This is a genomic window from Leucobacter sp. MMO-125 (assembly GCF_037148395.1).
GTDB lineage: Bacteria > Actinomycetota > Actinomycetes > Actinomycetales > Microbacteriaceae > Leucobacter.
Genome location: NZ_JBBCTL010000003.1, coordinates 110,538 through 129,050, shown reverse-complemented (window position 1 = coordinate 129,050; position 18,513 = coordinate 110,538). Strand labels below are relative to the sequence as shown.

Sequence of the window (18,513 nt, the reverse complement as noted above, 5' to 3'; positions counted from 1 at the left end):
GGTTAGTGCTCCTTCGTGGGGGCCGATGCGGTGTGCGAAGCGTCGAGGGTGGCTTTGATGAGCAGATCCGCACCGAGCTGGCTCGTGTGTGAGATGCGCAGCCGTTTGATGCCGGAGATATCGGCGATGCCGAGGTCGCCGAGCGCGAGACGCGGCCCGCCGAGCAGCGCCGGTGCCAGGTAGATGAGCACCTCATCGGCGAGGCCCGCTGCGATGAGCGCGCTTGCGACCGTGGGCCCGCCTTCCACGAAGAGGCGGTGCACTCCGCCGGCGTGCAACGTTGCGAGATCGGCTGCGAGGTCATCGCCTCGCAGCGTGATCGGGGCGTCGAGGCCGTGCGCCACGAGTGCGGGGTGCTGCATCACCCGCGCCTCGGCAGGGATGGCGCGGTGGCCGAGCACGACGGGGATCGGCTGCTGCTCAGCAGGCACCAGCAGGCCGCCGTGTTCGGCGCGGGAGGTGAGTGCGGGATCATCGGCGATCAACGTGCCGGTGCCGACGAGGATCGCATCAGCCTCTGCGCGCCTCCGGTGTACGTCAGCTCGCGCGTCGACGCCGGTGATCCACTGGCTCGATCCGTCGGCCGCGGCAGCCCTGCCGTCGAGGGTTTGCGCCCACTTCACAGTGACGTGCGGGCGCGGGAGCGCTGATCCGCCGCCCGATTGCGGTGTGCTGCTCGGGGCTTCGCGATCCGCCATCTCCGCAGCGGCCTGTCGTGCCAGCCACGGCGCGAGCACGATCCTGGCCTCGCCGGGCAGCACCCCGCCGCGCACCTCGACCCCCGCCGCGCGCAATCGCGCCGCGCCCCCAGCCGATGCCTCGCCCGGATCGCTCACCGCGTAGGCAACCGCCCCGATCCCGGCCTCCAGCAGTGCGACTGCGCAGGGGCCTGTGCGGCCCGTGTGATTGCATGGTTCGAGGGTGACCACAGCGGTGAGCTCGCTGGCCCGCTCCCGCCACTCAGCGGGCAGTTGAGCGAGTGCGACGGTCTCGGCGTGCGGAGTGCCGGATCCGAGATGCCAGCCCTCAGCCACGATGCGCCCCGCGGGGTCGAGCAGCACGCAACCCACCTGCGGGTTCGGGTTGTCGGCGGGGCCGCGGCGTGCGAGCGTGAGGGCGCGACGCATCGCGTCTTCGAGGAGCACCTGCTCGAGCATTCGATCCCCCGTTCGCTCTATGACGCGTATCCGGGGTGCTGAAAACGCCTCCGCGCGAAGCGGAGGTCAGCGTTCCTCTCATCCGGACTCGACAGGCGGCGAACCGCCGTGCCATCACCGTCGGCACCGGAATTTCACCGGTTCGGCCTCGCGGGTGCGAGGTTCGCGGACTGTCACCGCCGGTTCGGATTCTCACCGACCCCGGAACACGCCTCTTACTGTACTCGCTCCCGGTGGGATTCGCCCCCGCGGGGATGGCACTAGTCGAGCAGATCGACGAGCAGGTCGCCCCGCGTGATCACATTGATCACCAGCGCGATGATGAGCGCGTTGAAGAAGAACGCGAGCGTGGTGTGCCACACGATCGTCCACCGCATGCGCGTCGACTGCACCTGCACATCCGAAACCGCGAACGTGGTCGCGTTCGTGAACGCCAGGTAGACGAAGTCGACGAGCCGCGGTATCGGGGAGCCCGGGAAGACGAGGGGCGGATCCGCCTCGCGATGGTAGCGCGAGAAGTAGATGCGCGCGTACCCCCAGTTGAACATCGCCCACGACAGCAGCATCGACCAGATCGCAGTGAACTCGGCCACGGTGTCGCTTTGCCCACTGCCGAGCGCAGTGATGAGGTCTATCGCAACGGTAAGGCCGAGCAGGCTCGCGCCAAAGGTGAGTACCGTGGCGAGCGCTCGCGCCACCGGGTGCCCCACCAGGATGCGCGTCGCTCGCGGATCAGGAACATCGAGCCTGACGAGCACATTGAGCGAGATGACGGTGGCACCGAGATAGAGCGTCGCGAAGAGACACCAGAAGATGCGCAGCAGAGTGCCATTGTCGGGGCCGTCGTCGTTCCACACGATTGCGGCGGCGAGCCAGATGAGCAGCAGCTGCATGAGCGCACCGACAACCTCGCCGACGAGGCTGAGGGCAGCTCCGATGCTGGCGCGTGCGTTGCGGGGGTCAGCCATGATCCAACTGTAGGGGGTGGCCGCGGCTCAGGCCGGTTTCCCTGCCGAAGCAGCCGAGGCCACCAGATCGCGCAGCGAAGCATCGGGCAGATAGGCGCGAGTGAGTGCGATGCCGATGCGCGGCAGATCACCCTCATCGCGGTAGAGCAGATAGAGCGACTCGTGGCGCGGATTGAACTTCTGCTTGAAACGGTGCAGCGACTTGAATCCGTAGAGCGGTTCGATGAGGCCGCCGATCTGCTCGAGCACCTGATCCACCGGGCCGGCCTCCGCTTCGGCCGGGCGCACCAGCGGGGCGCCCGAGAGCGAGATGAACTCGTAGCCCTGCTCCGACAGGTGCTGCGCCGACGCGGCGATCAAGAACTCCATGACCGGGCCGAATCCGCCGTCGCGGCGACGCATCAGGTCGAGAGTCCACCCCACGATGCGTGGTTCGCCGGTCGCAGGATCGGCAGGCCCGTAGACCGGCAGCCACGAGGTGACGCCGTGCAGGTCGCCCCGCCCGTCGACGGCGATGCCCACGAGCACCTCGGGATCCAGCGCCTCATCGACAGTACCCAGCGTGAACCGCATCTCGGGAAGCCCCTTGTCGCCCGTCCACTGCTCCGAGATCGCGCGCACCTGAGCGAGCACGTTCCAGGGTTCCTCGGCGAGCCGCACCATGCGAAACTCGACGCCCTCGCGGGCGGCACGATTGAGGGCAGTGCGCGCAGCACCCCAAGCCTTGCCCGTGAACGCGAGCCCCGGCAGATCGACGATGGTGTCCTCCGCTACGATCACCGAGCGCCACCCCTCCGGCCGCGCCGCAGCGGCCTCCTCACCCGCCGAGAACACGCACGGGATCAGCCCAGCCTGCTGGGTCACCCGCGCGAAATCGGCGAGCGCCGCGCCTGTTTCACCCGCAGGCACGATCGGGTCGCCGAGCATGATCGCGACCCCCGAGTGCGACTGGTAGGCGATAGCGCCGACCTCACCAGAAGCGATGCGCCGGTTGCCCTCCCACGTTGACATCCATGAGATCGTGCCACCGCCGCTGTGCTGCAACCGCTCGATGAGCTGCTGCCGGCTGAGCGCCTGCGCGTCGAGCCGCCTATTGGACTTGCGCAGCCGCACCCGGAACGCACCCCGCGCCAGCACGAGCAAGAGCACGAGCCCGAGCCAGAACAAGGCCGGCGCGAGCACGAGACCGACGACTTCCGAAGGGGCGCTGAGCACGCCCTGCTCGACGAGCAGCGGCAGCAGCGGCAGCACCACTGCCGCTGTGACCACGTTGAAGACCCCGAGCACGATCGCGATGGTCCAGGCCAGGCGATAGCCCTGCCGAATACCGTTTGCGATGAGCGCGATCACCACCACATCGATCGTCACATCGGTGAACGACGCAATCGGATCGTTCGCTCCGAGCGGCCCGTTGTAGGGAACCATCAGATCGAGCACCTGAATCGCGCCGATCGCGATGAGCAGCGACAGCGCGATCAGCCGCCATTCGCGCTGACTCGGCCGCCCCGCCCGGCGACGGAAAGCCGGCAGCCAGCCGCTCACCGCCAGCGCTGCTGCCATGGAGACCGCATGTTCGAGATCGTGCAGATGGCCCAGGTAGAGCACCGAAATGCCGGTCCACAACCCCACCGCGATGCGGGCGCGCAGGCGCCACGGAGCCGGCAGCGTGGCGATCGCGAAGACCAGCGCGGTCAGGGCGCCGCAGGACGGGCCCACATCGTAGACCCTCGTGAGGCCTACCGCCCAGGGCCAGCCGGTGCTCGCAACGAGTGCGAGGATGCCGGCCGCCCCGAGCACTCCGACGAGGTGGCCCGCCGCGAACAGGCCGATCGTGCGCAGCGACCCGAATCGCCACTCCGCCCAGCCGAGCCCGCCGAGCACGAGCGGCAGCAGCGTGATGAGCACGAGCGGATGATCGACGAAAAATGCTGAGGTGAAGACGGTCCACCACCGGCCGTCGGCGAATGACGGAATGCCCGTGGCGACCTGGGGATACCAGGGCTGCTGCGAGGCCGGGGTGAAGAGTGTGCCTGTGGCCGCTGCGATCACGAGGAGCGCGAGTGTGAACGCAATGGTGAACGGGGTGCGGCTGATCACCGCAACGATGCGGTTTCGGGAGTCATCCTCGGTCATGGACCCAGTCTATGATTCGGGGCGAAGCTGCGCCTCTGCCCGGTGCACAACACGACCTCCGACGACGGTGAGCAGCACCTCGCCCTCAGCAAAGCGGTCAGGGTCATCGCTGAGCGGATCAACGGCGAACACCGCGAGATCTGCGATCGCGCCGGGGGCGACCACCCCCTCGCCCTCGCGGTCGATCGCGGTCCAGCAGTTTCTGGTGATCGCGGCGAGGGTGCGTTCAGGGCTCAATGCCTGATGCGGATCGACAGCCGGACGCTCCGATCCGTGCCGCCTCCGGGTGACATTCGCCGCGAACACGCGCCGAGCATCGAACTCTTCGACTGGCCAATCCGAGCCGAGCGCCACAGTGGCTCCCGCGCGATCGAGATCCGCGATCCGCCACCCGTGCTTGGCGCGCTCGCTGCCCCTACCGAGCAGCGTGGTCCACATGTCGCAGCCGTCGGCTCGCTGGGTGAAGGCGTGGATCGGCTGCATGCTTGCGGGCACACCGAGCTCCGCGAAACGCGGCACGAGACTGTCAGGGATCGTTTCGATGTGCTCGATGCGGTGGGTGACCTTCGGTGCGTGCGGCGGTATCGCAGCGACGGTGTCGAGCACGAACTCGACCGCGCGGTCGCCGATTGCGTGGGTTGCTGTTGGCACTCCGCTCTCGGCCAGCGCGTGGATGGTGCGCACAAAGGTAGCGCTCGGCACCCAGTAGGGCTCCCCGCCGCCGCCGCGCGTATCCGGCTCGAAGAGCCACGCGGAGCCGTTGTCGATGCTCCCGTCAAGCATGAACTTCACGCCCTCGACCTGCCAACGCCTGCCAGCGAGACCCTGCAGTGCGAGCATGCGTTCGAAGGTGGCGTGCCAGGGGTCTGTCGCCCGCCACAGAGGCGACACACGCACGCGCACGGCAAGCTCGCCGGTCTCCTCGATGGCGCGGAGCACGTCTATGTCGCCTTCTTCCATGTTCATCTGGTGGAGGGAGGTGTAGCCGGTCGCTGCGAACTCGGCGAGCTTCGCCCGCACCGCTTCGACTCGCTCGGCGAAGGGCATCCGTGGAAACAGCTCGGTCACGAGCATTTCCGCGTCTGATTCGATGAGGTATCCGGTGGGCACGCCTGCGGCGTCGACCTCGATCGAGGAATTGTTGCCGAAGTCGCGGGGACCGTCGATGCTTGCGAGTTCGAGGGCGCGGGGGCTTGCGATCACCGAGTGGCCGTCGAAGAGGAGGAGATAGCCGGGGCGGCCGCCGAAGGCCTCCGCAAAGGGCGCGTTCGATACCTCGCCGCCCACGAACAGGTCGAAGGACAGGCCGAAGCCGCGGATCCACTCGTCTGGCCCGCGATCCGCAGCGAATGCGGCGAGCCGTGCAGCAACATCCTCAATCGAGGTGCAGTCGTGAAGCAGCAGCGCCTCATGCCGGGATTCTGCTCCGGAGAGCGGATGCACGTGGGCGTCGACGAAACCGGCGGTGATCGTGGCGTCACCGAGATCAATCACCTCAGCGTCGGCAGTGTCCCAGCCTGCGGCGTCGGCCCGCGAAGCGACAGCCACGATGCGGCGCCCGCTCACGGCGACAGCGTCGGCGAGTGCTTCGCCCTGCGACGCCTCGGGCGCGAGCCCCCGGTGCACCCTGCCGCCGAGAATCACGAGATCGGCGCGAATCGCCTCTGCGGGGTGCGAGCCGGCCGTCAGCTGCGTGTTCATGCCTGAGCCTCCTCGATGAGCAGCGGATGCGCGGGGTCGCCCGCCCCGGCACGTCGTCTCCGTTGCACTTCGGGGTCGGGTACCGGAACCGCGGCGATGAGCCGCTGCGTGTAGGGATGTTCTGGTGCGTGCAGCACCTGTTCTGTGCGCCCGATCTCGACGAGTTCGCCCGAGCAGAGCACTCCCACGCGGTGGGCGAGCATCTCGACGACTGCGAGGTCATGACTGATGAACAGCGCCGCGAAGCCGAGTTCGCGCTGCAGCGTCGAGAAGATCTCGAGCACCCGCGCCTGCACCGAAACGTCAAGCGCTGAGGTCGGCTCGTCGGCGATGACGAGTTCTGGGTGCAGGGCGAGCGCGCGGGCGAGCCCCACCCGCTGACGCTGCCCGCCTGAGAGCTCGAACGGGTATCGCGTGGCATACGAGCCGGGGAGTTCAACCGCGTCGAGCAGTTCGGCTGCGCGCGCCCGATGCGCCGCCCGCCCGCCGGGGCTGCGGTGGATGCGCAGCGGCTCCATGACGCACTCCTCGATGGTCATGAAGGGGTTGAACGACGCGGCCGGATCCTGGAACACGAATCCGATCCGCCGCCGCAGCGCACGGAGCGCGCGCCCGCGGGTCCGCGCGAGATCTGCCCCGAGCACTTCGAGATGCCCCGCAGCGATCGTTTCAAGCCCGCCGATCGCGCGCCCGATGGTCGATTTTCCCGAGCCGGACTCGCCAACGAGCCCAACCACCTCGCCGCGCCCGATCGTCAGATCGACTCCGTGCACCGCGCGAACAGGGTTCCTGCCGAAGGTTCCGCGGTAGACGATGTCGAGGCCGTCGAGCCTGACCGCCGGCTCAGATGTTGCGCCCTCGGCCGACGGGATGCCCGTGTCGTGCGCAGGCGCCACCCGCACGGTGCCGTCTGGGCCCAGCCCGCTGCCCAGGCGCGGCACCGCTGCGAGTAGTTCGCGCGTGTATACCTCGCGGGGCGCGGCGAACAGCTCATCGACGGGCGCCTCTTCGACGAGGTCGCCGCGGTACATCACGGCGACTCGGTCGGCGATGTCGGCCACCACGCCCATATTGTGGGTGATGAGCACGATCGAGGCCCCGAAATCGTCGCGGCAGGCGCGCAGCAGATCGAGGATCTCGGCCTGCACGGTGACATCGAGTGCTGTCGTCGGCTCGTCGGCAATGATCACCGCAGGGCGAAGCGCAAGCGCCGTGGCGATGACAATGCGCTGCTTCTGCCCGCCGGAGAACTCATGAGGGTAATCGTCGATGCGGCGCTCAGGATCGGGGATGCCGACCGCGCGAAGCATCTCGATGGCGCGTGCGCGTCGCTCGGCCCGGTCGCTCATACCGTGCGCACGGAGCCCCTCTTCGATCTGCCATCCGATGCGGAACACCGGGTTGAGGGCGGTCGACGGCTCCTGGAAGATCATTGCGGCCTCACCGCCGCGCAGCTCCCTGAGACGCTGCGGGTCGGCGGTGAGCACATCGGTGCCGGAGAGAATGACTGCGCCGTGCGCGCGGGTGCGGGGAGGGAGGAGGCCGAGCGCGGCACGGGCCGTGAGCGTCTTCCCTGAGCCGGACTCGCCGACGATCGCGAGGATCTCGCCAGGGGCGAGATCCAAGCAGACGCCGGTGACCGCGTGCACGACGCCCTGCGGGGTGTCGATGTCGAGGGTGAGGTCTTCGAAGCGCAGCGGAGCTGCAGAGGGCGTGGTCATCGCTGGTTCTCCTGACGGAATCGGCCCGGGGTGACGACGGCGGCAAGCCTGGCGAAGATGCCGGGTCGAGCCACGAGTGCGCGGGAGCGCTGATCCACGAGGTCGCGGAGGCCGTCGCCGATGAGGTTGAGCGCGAGCACCGTCACGATGAGGAAGGCGCTCGTGATGAGAATCATCTGCGGGGCCTGCATGATCACCGATTTCCCGTCGTAGAGGATGTTGCCCCAGCTCGCGTGCGGGGCGGGCACACCGGCGCCGAGGAAGCTCATGGCGGCCTCGGTGATCACCGACTCGGCGAAGGTGAAGGTGGCCTGCACGACGAGCACGGAGAGGGTGTTGGGGAGAATGTGTCTGAGCATGACGTGGAGCATGCTGCCGCCCTGCATCGTGCTTGCAGTGACGAAGGTTTCCGAGCGCACTGCGAGCGCCCGGGAGCGTACGAGCCGGGCGGTGCCCGGGGTGTAGACGATCGTCAGCGCGATGATGAGGTTGGTCACACTGGGGCCGAGCGCCGCAGCGAGCGCGACCGCGAGAAGGATCGCGGGGATCGCCATGAGGCCATCGCAGATGCGCATGAGGATTGCGTCGAGCACGCTCGAGAACACCGCGAGCACACCGATGATCGCGCCGAGCACGCCGCTCACCAGTGCGACGACGAAGCCGACGAGGAGCGAGGTGGAGGCGCCGGAGAGGATGCGGGCGAGGAGGTCTCGGCCGAAATTGTCGGTGCCGAAGAGGTGCTGGGCGGAGGGCGGGGCGAGGCGATCCGCTGGATCCACCGCGAAGGGGTCGAGGTGGAGGAGCGGCGGGAGCACGACGGAGAGGAGGAACATCGCGAGCACGATGACGATGCCTGACATGAGCCCGGTGTTCGCGAGCATGCGCTGCCAGAGCGAGATACGGGCCGGCGGGGCCGGGCGCATGGAGAGCATCGTAGTGCTCGGCACCGAGGCCTGGCCGGTGCGAGGGGTGTGATCGGTCATCGGTGTCAGGCCTTTCCGACGCGGATCCGTGGATCGACGATGCCGTAGAGCAGGTCGATGAGGAGATTTGTGAGCAGGTAGATGAGGGTGACGAACAGGATGACACCCTGGATCACGGGGTAGTCGCGGCGTGAGATCGAGGTGACGAGCAGCTGTCCGAGCCCTGGGATGTTGAAGATGGTTTCGGTGACGGCGGCGCCGGTGACGAGCCCGCCGAGCGAGAGCCCGACGATGGTGAGCACGGGGAGGCTCGCGTTCTTGAGGGTGTGGGAGAAAAGCAGCCGGCGTTCGAGCACGCCTCGCGAACGGGCGGCGTCGATGTAGTCGGCGTTGAGTACGTCGAGCACTGCGGCGCGCGTGGTGCGCGTGATGATCGCTGCGGTGATCGCGCCGAGCGCGATGCCGGGCATGATGAGCGTGCGGATGCCGTCGCTGAAGTTGTCGAACGGGTTCACGTACCCGGAGACCGGCAGCCAGCGCAGTGCGAGCCCGAAGAGGAGCATCATGCCGAGGGCGAGCACGAAGCTCGGCACGGTCATGCCGACGAGGGTGAAACCGAGCAGCGAGCGGTCGAGCCAGCCGTCTCGGTAGCGGGCGGCGAGGGTGCCAAACGGCACGGAGAGGAGGATCGCTACGATGATGGCGATTGCTGCGAGTTGCACGGTCGGCACCGCGTTGTCGCTGATGGCCTGCACGACGCTCTTGTGGAGGAAGTAGGAATCTCCGAGATCCCCGCGGAACACCCCGCCCACCCAGTTGAGGTACTGGGTGATGACGGGTTCGTCGAGACCCATGCTTTCGCGCAGCGCCGCCACCTGCTCGTCGGGGGCTTTCTGGCCGAGAATGCGGCGTGCGGGATCGCCGGGGGTGAGGTGGATGAGCGAGAAGATCACCACGGAGACGACGAAGAGGACGGGGACGAGGCTGAGCAGCCTCTTGAAGATGAACGTGAGCATGCGATTTCCGTGAGAGGAACGGGTGGGGGTGGGGTGCCGGGCCGCGAACGGCCCGGCACCGGGTCAGTCGGCCTGCTTCCAGCCGGCGTTCCACCACACGAAGTGCTCGTGGAACCAGGGCAGGTCAAGATCCTTGTTCGCGGCGTAGACGTTGTGCGCGTCGCCGATACGGCTCATGGGGCGGGTCTTCTCGACGTACGCCTGCATGTCGTCGTAGATCGCGCTCGCATCGGCCTGCGTCGGTGCCGCACGGAAGCGCGTGAGCAGACTCTGGAGTTCAGGGCCGTCGAAGTAGCCGGCGCGGTCGGGGAGGAAGCCGATCGTCTGGGTCGGATCCACCTCGGTGCTGAACGGGAACACCACGAGATCCCATTCGTCGCGGGCCTCGCGCCACTTCTCGCTGAAGGCGCCCCACTCGTAGGCGTCGAGGGTGACGTCCATGCCGATCGCCTTGAGCTGCTCTGCGACGACGACGGCCGAGTTGTACGCCTCGGTGTAGTCCTTGTTCGCGAGGAGGGTGATGGGCTCTCCCGTGTAGCCGCCCTCCGCGAGCATTTCCTTCGCCTGTGCCGCATCGTGCACGTTGAAGCCGTCTTTCCCGACTTCGGTATCCCAGATCGCCTGCTGCTCACGGGTCATGTTGTGGTGCACGAGGTCGTAGAGCTCTTCCGAGCCGACCGCTGCGAGCATGATCGGGTCGCGATCGAGGGCGGTGTTCACCGCCTGCCGGTTCGTGACGTTCGAGAAGGGGCTCGCGGGGTCGTCGCTGTAGACCAGGTTGATCGGGCCGACGAGGTAAGTGTCGAGCACGAGATTGGGGTCGTTGGAGAACTGGTCGAGGCTGTCGAAGGGGAGTTCGGTGGTTGCGTCGTACTGGCCGGACTGGATGCCCATGGCCCGGGTGGATGCATCGGACACGAAGTTGAACACCACCTTGTCGAGGCTTGCGTGCTTCGCCCCGGCGAAGCCGCTCGATGCTTCGTCTCGCGACTGGTAGTCGTCCCACTTCTCGATGACGATCTCACGGTCGGCATCCCAGCTCGCGAGACGGTACGGCCCGGTGCCGATGATGTCGGCGACGTCGGAGATCGGCTCGTCGCCCACTTTGTCGATGACCTCGGAGGGCATGATCGCGGCGTAGGCGGTGGTGACGTTTGAGAGATAGAGCAGGTGCAGGAAGCTCGCGCTCGGCACGGTGAGCTTCACGGTGAGATCGTCGACTTTTGTCCATTCTGCCCCGGCGAAGGCTTCCTGAGCGGCGATCGAGACGCGATCCCAACGGTTCATTGAGGCGACCACGTCATCGGCGTCGAGCGCGCTGCCGTCTTGGAACTGCACGCCTTCGCGCAGGCGGAAGGTGTATTCGAGGCCGTCGGCGCTCCGTTCGAAGGATTCGGCGAGCATCGGCTGCGGCTGGAGTTCGGCGTCGGCGGCGAGCAGGGTCTCGTACACGGGGAGGGTGATCTCCGCCATGATCGAGTCGGTGGCGATCTGCGGGTCGAGGCTTTCGGGCTGTGCCGGGGTGACGACGTTCACGATGTTCTTCGTGGCGTCGTCACCGCCGCCTGATGCGCCGCAGCCCGAGAGGAGCAGGGCGCCTGCGGTGAGTGCCGCGGCGACGGTGATCGGACGGCGGGCGCTGTGGCGTTGCCGGAGGGCTGGTGCTGTGGTCAGCATGGATGGTGCTCCTTCTGCGGAGTTGATGATGTGTGGTCGGGGAGGCACTGGTGTCAGCGGCGGGCGAGACGCCTGGTGCCTGCGAGGGCGCCGGCTGCTCCGGCGAGGAGGAGGCCGGCGATGGCGAGCGGCCAGCCGAACTCGGGCCCGCCGGTGCGCGCCAGGGTGGCGTTCCCGTGCTGCGTGGCAGGCGTGGCCGACCCGCCATTCGGGGCGGGGGTCGTCGGCTGCTGCGGTGCCGGGGTGCCGGTGATCTGAGCGGAGACCGTCTGCGGGGCTGCGGCGACACGCAGCTCGGCTCCGTTCGTGTCGAGCGCGGTGGCGCCCACCTCGACTGTGAAGGTCTGAGGGCCGGCGGCGACGGTGCGGCGGATCGTGAGCACCGCTGAGGCGTTGGGTGCAAGGGAGGCGGGTGCGCCCGCGGCTGCGGCGCCATTGATGCTGATGCCGCCGAGTGGGGTGCCGCCGGTGTTGGTGACGGTGACTTCGATGTCGGCCTCGCTGCCGACGGGCAGCGATCCGCTGGCGGCTGCGCCGATGAGTCGGGCGCTCGCGGTGAATGAGGGGATGCGGGTGATGCTCATCTCGAGGTTGGTGAAGCCGCCATCGTCGTTCCATGTTGTGGCGGCGGTGCGGTGGTAGGTGGTGCGGAAGCGAGGTGATTCCACCGGCGTATCGCAGCTGTCTCCGAAGGCTGTCGATGCGGTTGAGGTGACCAGTCCCTGGGCGAGGTGCAGCGTGCCGAAGGTGCCGTAGTCGCACTCATACGAGCCCCAGATGTCGGTGGGCGCGGCGGGTGGCGCCGCGGTGCCTGGGCCGTTGTGCGGCGTGCCTGCGAGGGTCATCTCGCCGCTTGCGAAGTCGATTGTGGATCCGGAACTCAGGTACGAGTAGACGACGCCCGCAGCGTTCGTGCCGTCCGTGGATGCGGCGCCGACGTCGAGCAGGCTGACACCGAGTTCGCCGATGACTTCACCGGTGCGGGTGGCGCGATCGACGACGAGCGCAGTCTTCTCTTCGACGCCGAAGGCGAGGGTGTGCTGGCGCTCGAGTGCGAGCTTTACGATGCGCGGTTGGCGGTCGCGGCGGGCGAAGTGGGAGTCGAGCATGCCTTCGCTGAAGAATCCGAAGCCGCCGGTGGGGGAGTAGGCGAGACGGTCGTCTTCGAACCAGCCGGGGACTGCTCCGTCGCGCCAAGCCGGGTAGGGGTCGCCGCCGGTGATCATGTCGCTTCCCTGCTGGATGGTGAGGCCAGCGCTGGTGCCTGCGGATACGCCGCCGGAGTCGACGACCGAGCGGATCGCCGCCATGGCGGGGGTGCCCGAGCAGGTATCGAACAGGAAGATCGCTGCGTCTGCCGGATCGGCTGCGGTGCAGCCCATAAGCGCGCGCACGTAGTTGATCTGATCGCCGCCGCCGAAGTACACCGCGTCCGAGGAGGCGATCTCGGCCGCTACCGACGGGTCAAGTGCGTTGTCGGCGCTGTAGGGGTCGCCAGGGTAGTCTTCGCCGGCGTTCACGTCGATCGGCACGGGGTAGACGTCGACGCCGAAGGCCTGGAACCAGTTGGCGTAGTACAGGCCGTTGGCGGTGGCGTTGTCCTCGTTCTGCCAGTCTGCGGCTTCCGCGGCGTTGGTCGCGACCTCTGAGGCGGTGGTGAACACCGCAATCTTCGGAGTGTTCCCGGCTCCGGCGTGCGCCTGGGCGAGGTCGACGATGCGCTGCACGATCGCGGTGCTGTAGGGCTCGCCGGGGGAGATCGCGCCGCCGATTGCGACGACCGTGCCGCTCGGCACGGTGGGGAGCGCGGTGGCGGGGGCTGCGGCGAAGCCGGCGAGGCCTGCGGTCAGTGAAGCGGTGAGGAGGCCGACGCGGATGCGTCTGCCTCGATGGGAAACTGCGGACACGGCACACTCCTGGTCTCGTCGTTGAGGGGATACTTCGGCGTAAGTGTTTCATGTTGAGAATATTTCTGCAATGCAGAAACGAACATTTCAACATTTCAGTGTCATAACGCTTCTGCGTTGCTAGAATCGGCGGCACCCGACGTCATCGCTGACAGGGTGAGGTGAGCGCGCTCACCACAAGTCGGCGATACGTACATGCAGACCGAGGAGCCGACGTGACCCGCGACCCGCGACAGGCGAAGCAATCAAACTCCTCGCCGTCGACCGATGACGACACGGTGGCATCGCGCATCCGAGAACGTATGGGGGAATGCACGCCATCTGAGCGGAAGGTTGCCCGTACGCTTCTCGCCGCCTACCCGGTCGCCGGATTCGAAACCGTTGCAGGCCTCGCCGAGCTCGCAGACGTGAGCGGGGCCACTGTCGTGCGCTTCACCACCCGGCTCGGATACCGCGGCTTCCCCGACATCCAGCGGGCGCTTCGTGAAGAGCTCGACCAGCGCAGCGCCTCGCCGTCAACGCTGTACGAGCGCACGAATCGAGTGCGGCGATCCGCCAACCCAGACGATCTCGCCGACCTCGCCACCGTGCCCGCCGACGATCTCAAAGCGACCTTCGCTGGGCTTTCCGAGCATGACTTCGAGACAACACTCGCCGCGCTCGCAAACCCGAAGCGACGCATCTGGATCGTCGGCGGGCGCTACAGCATGTTTCTCGGCGAGTACTTCTCCGCGAGTCTCCTGCAGCTCCGATCCGGCGTTCAGATGGTGCCGCAGATGGCGAGTTTGCGCGGTGCGGCGATGTCCGAATTCGACTCCAAAGACGTGCTCGTCGCCTTCGACTTCCGGCGCTACGAGACCGAGACGCGCAACCTCGTGCAGCACGCGAAGTCGCGCAAGGCCACGGTGATCGTTGTCACCGACAAATGGGTCTCGCCTTGCGCGAGCGAAGCCGACGCAGTGCTTACGAGCGTCGCCGCTGAACGTGGCCCCTTCGACTCGGTGGTGCCCGTCATGGCGCTCATCGAGGCGCTCTTCGAAGAACTCGTCACGCGGATCGGCCTGCCCGCTCGCGAGCGCATCGGGCGTATCGAGCAGACCGTGCAGCGCCTCGACCTCATCTGAGGCGGCACGCACGATTGAGGGGGCCGGCGCATGCGCCGGCCCCCTCAATCGTTGCGCGTCAGCGCACCGCGGAGAGAAATGCTCTGGTTCGCTCGTGCTGCGGATCACCGAGCACTTGCTCCGGCGGACCCTGCTCCACGATCTGCCCGCCGTGCATGAACACGACGCGATCCGCCACCTCGCGAGCAAAGCCCATTTCGTGAGTGACCACGATCATCGTCATGCCCGAGGCTGCGAGATCACGCATCACCGCGAGCACATCGCCGACGAGCTCGGGGTCGAGGGCCGAGGTTGGCTCGTCGAAGAGCATCAGCTTGGGTTCCATGCAGAGCGCCCTCGCGATCGCGACACGCTGCTGCTGGCCGCCCGAAAGCTGCCGCGGATACGACTTCGCCTTATCGGCGAGGCCGACCCGCTCGAGCAGCGCCATTGCGCGCGGCAGCACCGTGGCATGCTTCTCGCCGAGCACGGTCTTGGGTGCGAGCATGATGTTCTCAAGCACGGTCATGTGCGCGAACAGATTGAAGTGTTGAAACACCATGCCTGTTTGCGTGCGATCCCGGCAGATCTCGGCGTAGCTCTTCTCGTGCAGCTTTCCACCGCGGAGCTCGTAACCGACGACCTGGCCGTCGACCCAGATGCGACCGCCATCGAGCTGCTCGAGGTGGTTGATGCAACGCAGCAGAGTGCTCTTGCCAGAGCCGGAGGCCCCGATGAGGCAGACCACCTCTCCGCGTTGCACTTCGAGGTCGACACCCTGCAGCACCTGCAGTGAGCCGAAATGCTTGCGCACCTGCTTCGCAAGCACCATCGCTTCAGTGGCCTGGTTCATGCTGCGGCCCTCTTTCCGGTCGCTTCGGGTGCGTGGATCCGCATCGCCTTGCGAATGCGCTCGCCCCAGCTCAGCTGAACATGGCGGGTGCTTCCCCGGGAGAAGCGATTCTCAAGCCAGGACTGGCCGAGCGTGAACACCGTGGTCATGATGATGTACCAGAGGCTGGCGACAATGAGCATGGGGATGACCTGGAAGTTCTTCGCGTAGATCACTTGCGTCGAATAGAGCAACTCGGACACCGCGAGCACGCTCACGAGCGAGGTCTGCTTGAGCATGCCGATCGTCTCATTGCCCGTGGGCGGAATGATGACGCGCATCGCCTGCGGGAGCACGACCTTCACCATCGTCTGGAGCCTATTGAGGCCGAGCGCTCCGGCCGCCTCTGATTGACCCTGATCGACCGACAGGATGCCGGCCCGAACGATCTCCGACATATACGCCGCCTCGTTCAGGCCGAGGCCGAGAATCGCCGCCATGAGCGGAGTGACGATCTCGTTCGCATTGAGGTGCACGCCGGGGATGCCGAAGGTGATGTCGGGGTACAGCGCCGCAAGGTTGTACCAGAGGAGAAGCTGCACGAGCACCGGGGTGCCCCTGAAGAAGAACACGTAGAGACCTGCCGCACCGCGGACTACCGGGTTCACCGAGAGTCGCATCACCGCGAGCACCACGCCCAGCACGATGCCGAGCAGCATGCACACCACGGTGAGCATGAGGGTGACCTGGATGCCCTGAGCGATCGAGGTGTCGCGGAAGTACAGCCCGATGACGTCCCAGCGGAAGCGGGGGTTGGTGATCGCCGAATAGACGAGCATGCCGAGTACGAAGAGAATGAACGCCCCCGACACCCAACGCCACGGGTGCTGCTTGTTTGCGACCGGGAAATCAACGTCTGTCGGCACCGGTGGTGCGGCAGATCTCGTGCGCATAGTGGTGCGCCCCTTTCAGGAAAGGCTGGTGATCAGGAAGCCGACTACTGCACCGGAACCTGATCGGGGGTGACGAGGTTGCTGGAGTTGATACCCCACTTCTCGAACGCCTCGGTGTAGGGGTCGAGAGTGACCAGCTCAGCCATCGCCGCGGTGATCGCAGGCGTGAGGGCCGAGCCCTTCGGGAGCACGAGTCCGGTCGGCTTCGAGGCGTAGTCGTCGCCGGCTGCGAGCTCGAAGGCGCCGGTGATCTTCGCCTGGTAACCGAGGCCTGTCGCACCGGAGACCACGCCCTCGACGCGGCCCGAGGAGAGCGCGGTGATTGCCTTGTCGGTGCCGGGGAAGAGCTTGATGTCGATGGGCTTCTTGCCCGCATCCTCACACTCGGTGCTGAACTCGGGCAGCATCTCCATGCCCTGCGTGGTGCCCTTCTCTGCGCCGATCGTGCGGCCGCAGAGGGTCATCGGATCCATCGACAGCGACTCCGGGTTGCCGAGCGGCACGGCGACGCCGCTGCCGGACTGGTGGTAGATGACGAAGTCGGCGTTCTGCTTGCGCTCGTCGGTGACGGAGAACGCCGACATCGCCATGTCGTACTTGCCCGAAGAGAGGCCGGGGATGATGGCATCGAAGCTTGAGGGGATGAACTCGACCTTTAGCCCGAGGAGCTGGCCGAGTGAGTTGCCGAGATCGGCGTCGAGACCGACGACGGTCTTGTTGTCATCAGCGTATACCTCGAAGGGGGCGTAGGTCGGGTCGGTGGCGATGCGGAGCACGCCGGCCTCAGCGACCTCAGGGGGCAGAAGCGCCTGGAGGTTGGGATCGGCCTTGAGTGTACTGATGGTTTCGGTGGGGAGCTGCGGCGTCTGGGCGGCGGAGGAGTCATTGGCGGTGACCTCGGCCGCGTTGGTGCAGCCGGTGAGCGCGAACGCGAGAGCCGCTGATGCGGCGACGGCGATCGGAGTGATTCGTGACAGGTGCATGGGGTCTCCCAAATCTCGACGTTGAGTGTGATCGAATCATTTCACGATGTTGTGTTGCTCGCAACTTGTGAAATGATTGTTCCGAAACGAGGTGACCGGATCCAGGCATCGTTGCCACGGAAACGCCGCCACGAAACCGGTGATGCGCCCAAGCGGATCGCCCGAAACCTGGGCCAACGCCCGAACCGGGTGAGCGTGCACGCGCCGCACCGAAGACACCGATCATTCCCACATGAAGCACCGGAGGCTCCCGCATGGAAGCGAGTGACCTGCTGCGTCGCGTCGAAGCGACACGAGCGGCCTACATTGAAGACCTCGCCGCACTCGTCGGCATCGACTCCGGATCGGACGACCCCGCAGGGGTGAACCGGGTCGCCGACTGGGTGCAGCGCAGACTCGGAGCACTCGGATTCAGTGTCGAACGGTGCTCGGACCCCCAGGGTCGCGCAGGAGACACCCTCGTCGGTCGGCGCTCCGGCTCCGGCTCCCGACGCGTGCTCCTCTTTGCGCACATGGACACGGTCTTCGCGCGCGGTGACGCCGCAGCTCGCCCCTTCTCGATCGACGCCGACGGCAAAGCGCACGGGCCCGGCGTCACCGACGACAAAGCCGGTGTGATCGCCGGCCTCCACGCCGCAGCCCAGCTCATCGCCGACGGCACCGAAGACTACGGCGAACTCGTGCTCGCCTTCACCCCAGACGAAGAAACCGGATCCGCCGTTGGCGGCCCTTTCCTTGAAGCGCTCGCCGAAGACGCCGACGTCGCCTTCTGCCTCGAATGCGCGAGAGAAAACGGCGATCTCGTGGTGTCGCGCAAGGGCGCCATCGACCTCAACATCGAGGTGCACGGCCGCGCCGCCCACTCCGGCATCGAACCCGAGCGCGGCGCGCACGCTGGCCTCGAAGCCGCCCACCTCACCGTCTTCCTTCAAGAACTCGCGAACACGAGCACCGGGCTCACCGTGAACGTCGGCATCCTGCGCGCCGGCGACCGCACCAACATCGTGCCCGACAGGGCCTCGCTGCGCGTCGAAATGCGCGCAGCCCAGGCGGCCGCCCTCGCCGACGTCGTCGCACGGATCGAAGCCCGCGCAGCACAGCCCGTGGTCGCGGGCACGCGCATCGAACTCATCGTCGCCGACGACTGCCCGCCACTCGAAGAAACCCCGGCCATTGCCAGACTCGGCGCCCTCGCCATCGACATCTCGCAGCAACTCGGCTTCACCCCCGGACTCGCCCGCACCGGAGGCGTCTCCGACGGCAACCGCGTCGCAGCCCGCGGAGTGCCGACACTCGACGGCCTCGGCCCCGTCGGCGGCGGAGACCACACCCCAGAAGAATGGCTCGACCTCTCGACAGTGCCCGAGCGCATCGCGCTGCTCGCCGCACTCATCCGGCGCAGCAGCGACCCGGCCTTCCCGCTCGACAACGCGTGAGCA

The 18,513-nt window shown here is 67.1% G+C and carries 14 protein-coding genes and 1 riboswitch; of the genes, 2 read left to right on the top strand and 12 right to left on the bottom strand.

Annotation, left to right across the window (positions count from 1 at the left end):
• Positions 1 to 2 precede the first annotated feature (2 nt).
• The 9 genes from WFI54_RS08210 to WFI54_RS08170 form a co-directional block, all read right to left on the bottom strand.
• A complete protein-coding gene (locus tag WFI54_RS08210; protein WP_336652307.1) occupies positions 3 to 1,157 on the bottom strand; it encodes a bifunctional diaminohydroxyphosphoribosylaminopyrimidine deaminase/5-amino-6-(5-phosphoribosylamino)uracil reductase RibD in 1,155 nt (384 codons plus the stop codon).
• A gap of 66 nt (positions 1,158 to 1,223) precedes the next feature.
• Positions 1,224 to 1,370: riboswitch (FMN riboswitch) on the bottom strand.
• A 47-nt stretch (positions 1,371 to 1,417) separates the two neighbouring features.
• Entirely contained in the window at positions 1,418 to 2,125 is a 708-nt protein-coding gene (locus WFI54_RS08205; protein ID WP_336652306.1) for a DUF1345 domain-containing protein, read from the bottom strand.
• Between the two features lie 27 nt (positions 2,126 to 2,152).
• Entirely contained in the window at positions 2,153 to 4,258 is a 2,106-nt protein-coding gene (locus tag WFI54_RS08200; protein ID WP_336652305.1) for a bifunctional lysylphosphatidylglycerol flippase/synthetase MprF, read from the bottom strand.
• Positions 4,259 to 4,267: 9 nt separating this feature from the next.
• Positions 4,268 to 5,959, bottom strand: a complete 1,692-nt coding sequence (locus WFI54_RS08195; protein ID WP_336652304.1) for an amidohydrolase — start codon at positions 5,957 to 5,959, stop codon at positions 4,268 to 4,270.
• Positions 5,956 to 7,680, bottom strand: coding sequence for an ABC transporter ATP-binding protein (locus WFI54_RS08190; RefSeq protein ID WP_336652303.1), 1,725 nt, complete (start codon positions 7,678 to 7,680; stop codon positions 5,956 to 5,958). Before WFI54_RS08190 ends, WFI54_RS08195 begins: the two co-directional genes overlap by 4 nt.
• A complete protein-coding gene (locus WFI54_RS08185; protein ID WP_336652302.1) occupies positions 7,677 to 8,663 on the bottom strand; it encodes an ABC transporter permease in 987 nt (328 codons plus the stop codon). The genes WFI54_RS08190 and WFI54_RS08185 overlap by 4 nt, the downstream gene beginning before the upstream one ends.
• Before the next feature lie 5 nt (positions 8,664 to 8,668).
• Positions 8,669 to 9,619 (bottom strand): ABC transporter permease, encoded by a 951-nt coding sequence (locus tag WFI54_RS08180; protein WP_336652301.1) that lies wholly within the window; start codon positions 9,617 to 9,619, stop codon positions 8,669 to 8,671.
• Between the two features lie 63 nt (positions 9,620 to 9,682).
• Positions 9,683 to 11,296 (bottom strand): ABC transporter substrate-binding protein, encoded by a 1,614-nt coding sequence (locus tag WFI54_RS08175; RefSeq protein WP_336652300.1) that lies wholly within the window; start codon positions 11,294 to 11,296, stop codon positions 9,683 to 9,685.
• A 53-nt stretch (positions 11,297 to 11,349) separates the two neighbouring features.
• Positions 11,350 to 13,203 (bottom strand): cyanophycinase, encoded by a 1,854-nt coding sequence (locus WFI54_RS08170; protein WP_336652299.1) that lies wholly within the window; start codon positions 13,201 to 13,203, stop codon positions 11,350 to 11,352.
• A 215-nt stretch (positions 13,204 to 13,418) separates the two neighbouring features.
• Between WFI54_RS08170 and WFI54_RS08165 the strand changes: the two genes are divergently transcribed.
• Positions 13,419 to 14,327 (top strand): MurR/RpiR family transcriptional regulator, encoded by a 909-nt coding sequence (locus WFI54_RS08165; RefSeq protein WP_336652298.1) that lies wholly within the window; start codon positions 13,419 to 13,421, stop codon positions 14,325 to 14,327.
• A gap of 58 nt (positions 14,328 to 14,385) precedes the next feature.
• On the opposite strand, the gene WFI54_RS08160 is transcribed toward WFI54_RS08165, so the two are convergent.
• From WFI54_RS08160 to WFI54_RS08150, 3 genes are read right to left on the bottom strand one after another with little or no spacing between them, the layout of a single operon-like run.
• Complete coding sequence (locus WFI54_RS08160; RefSeq protein ID WP_336652297.1) at positions 14,386 to 15,159, bottom strand: amino acid ABC transporter ATP-binding protein; 774 nt, start codon at positions 15,157 to 15,159, stop codon at positions 14,386 to 14,388.
• Positions 15,156 to 16,091 (bottom strand): amino acid ABC transporter permease, encoded by a 936-nt coding sequence (locus WFI54_RS08155; protein ID WP_336652296.1) that lies wholly within the window; start codon positions 16,089 to 16,091, stop codon positions 15,156 to 15,158. The genes WFI54_RS08160 and WFI54_RS08155 overlap by 4 nt, the downstream gene beginning before the upstream one ends.
• A 44-nt stretch (positions 16,092 to 16,135) precedes the next feature.
• On the bottom strand, positions 16,136 to 17,074 hold the full coding sequence (locus WFI54_RS08150) for an ABC transporter substrate-binding protein (RefSeq protein ID WP_336652295.1): 939 nt from the start codon (positions 17,072 to 17,074) through the stop codon (positions 16,136 to 16,138).
• 254 nt (positions 17,075 to 17,328) lie between these two features.
• Here WFI54_RS08150 and WFI54_RS08145 point away from each other — a divergent pair, with 254 nt between their 5' ends.
• A complete protein-coding gene (locus WFI54_RS08145) occupies positions 17,329 to 18,510 on the top strand; it encodes a M20 family metallopeptidase (RefSeq protein WP_336652294.1) in 1,182 nt (393 codons plus the stop codon).
• Positions 18,511 to 18,513 lie beyond the last annotated feature (3 nt).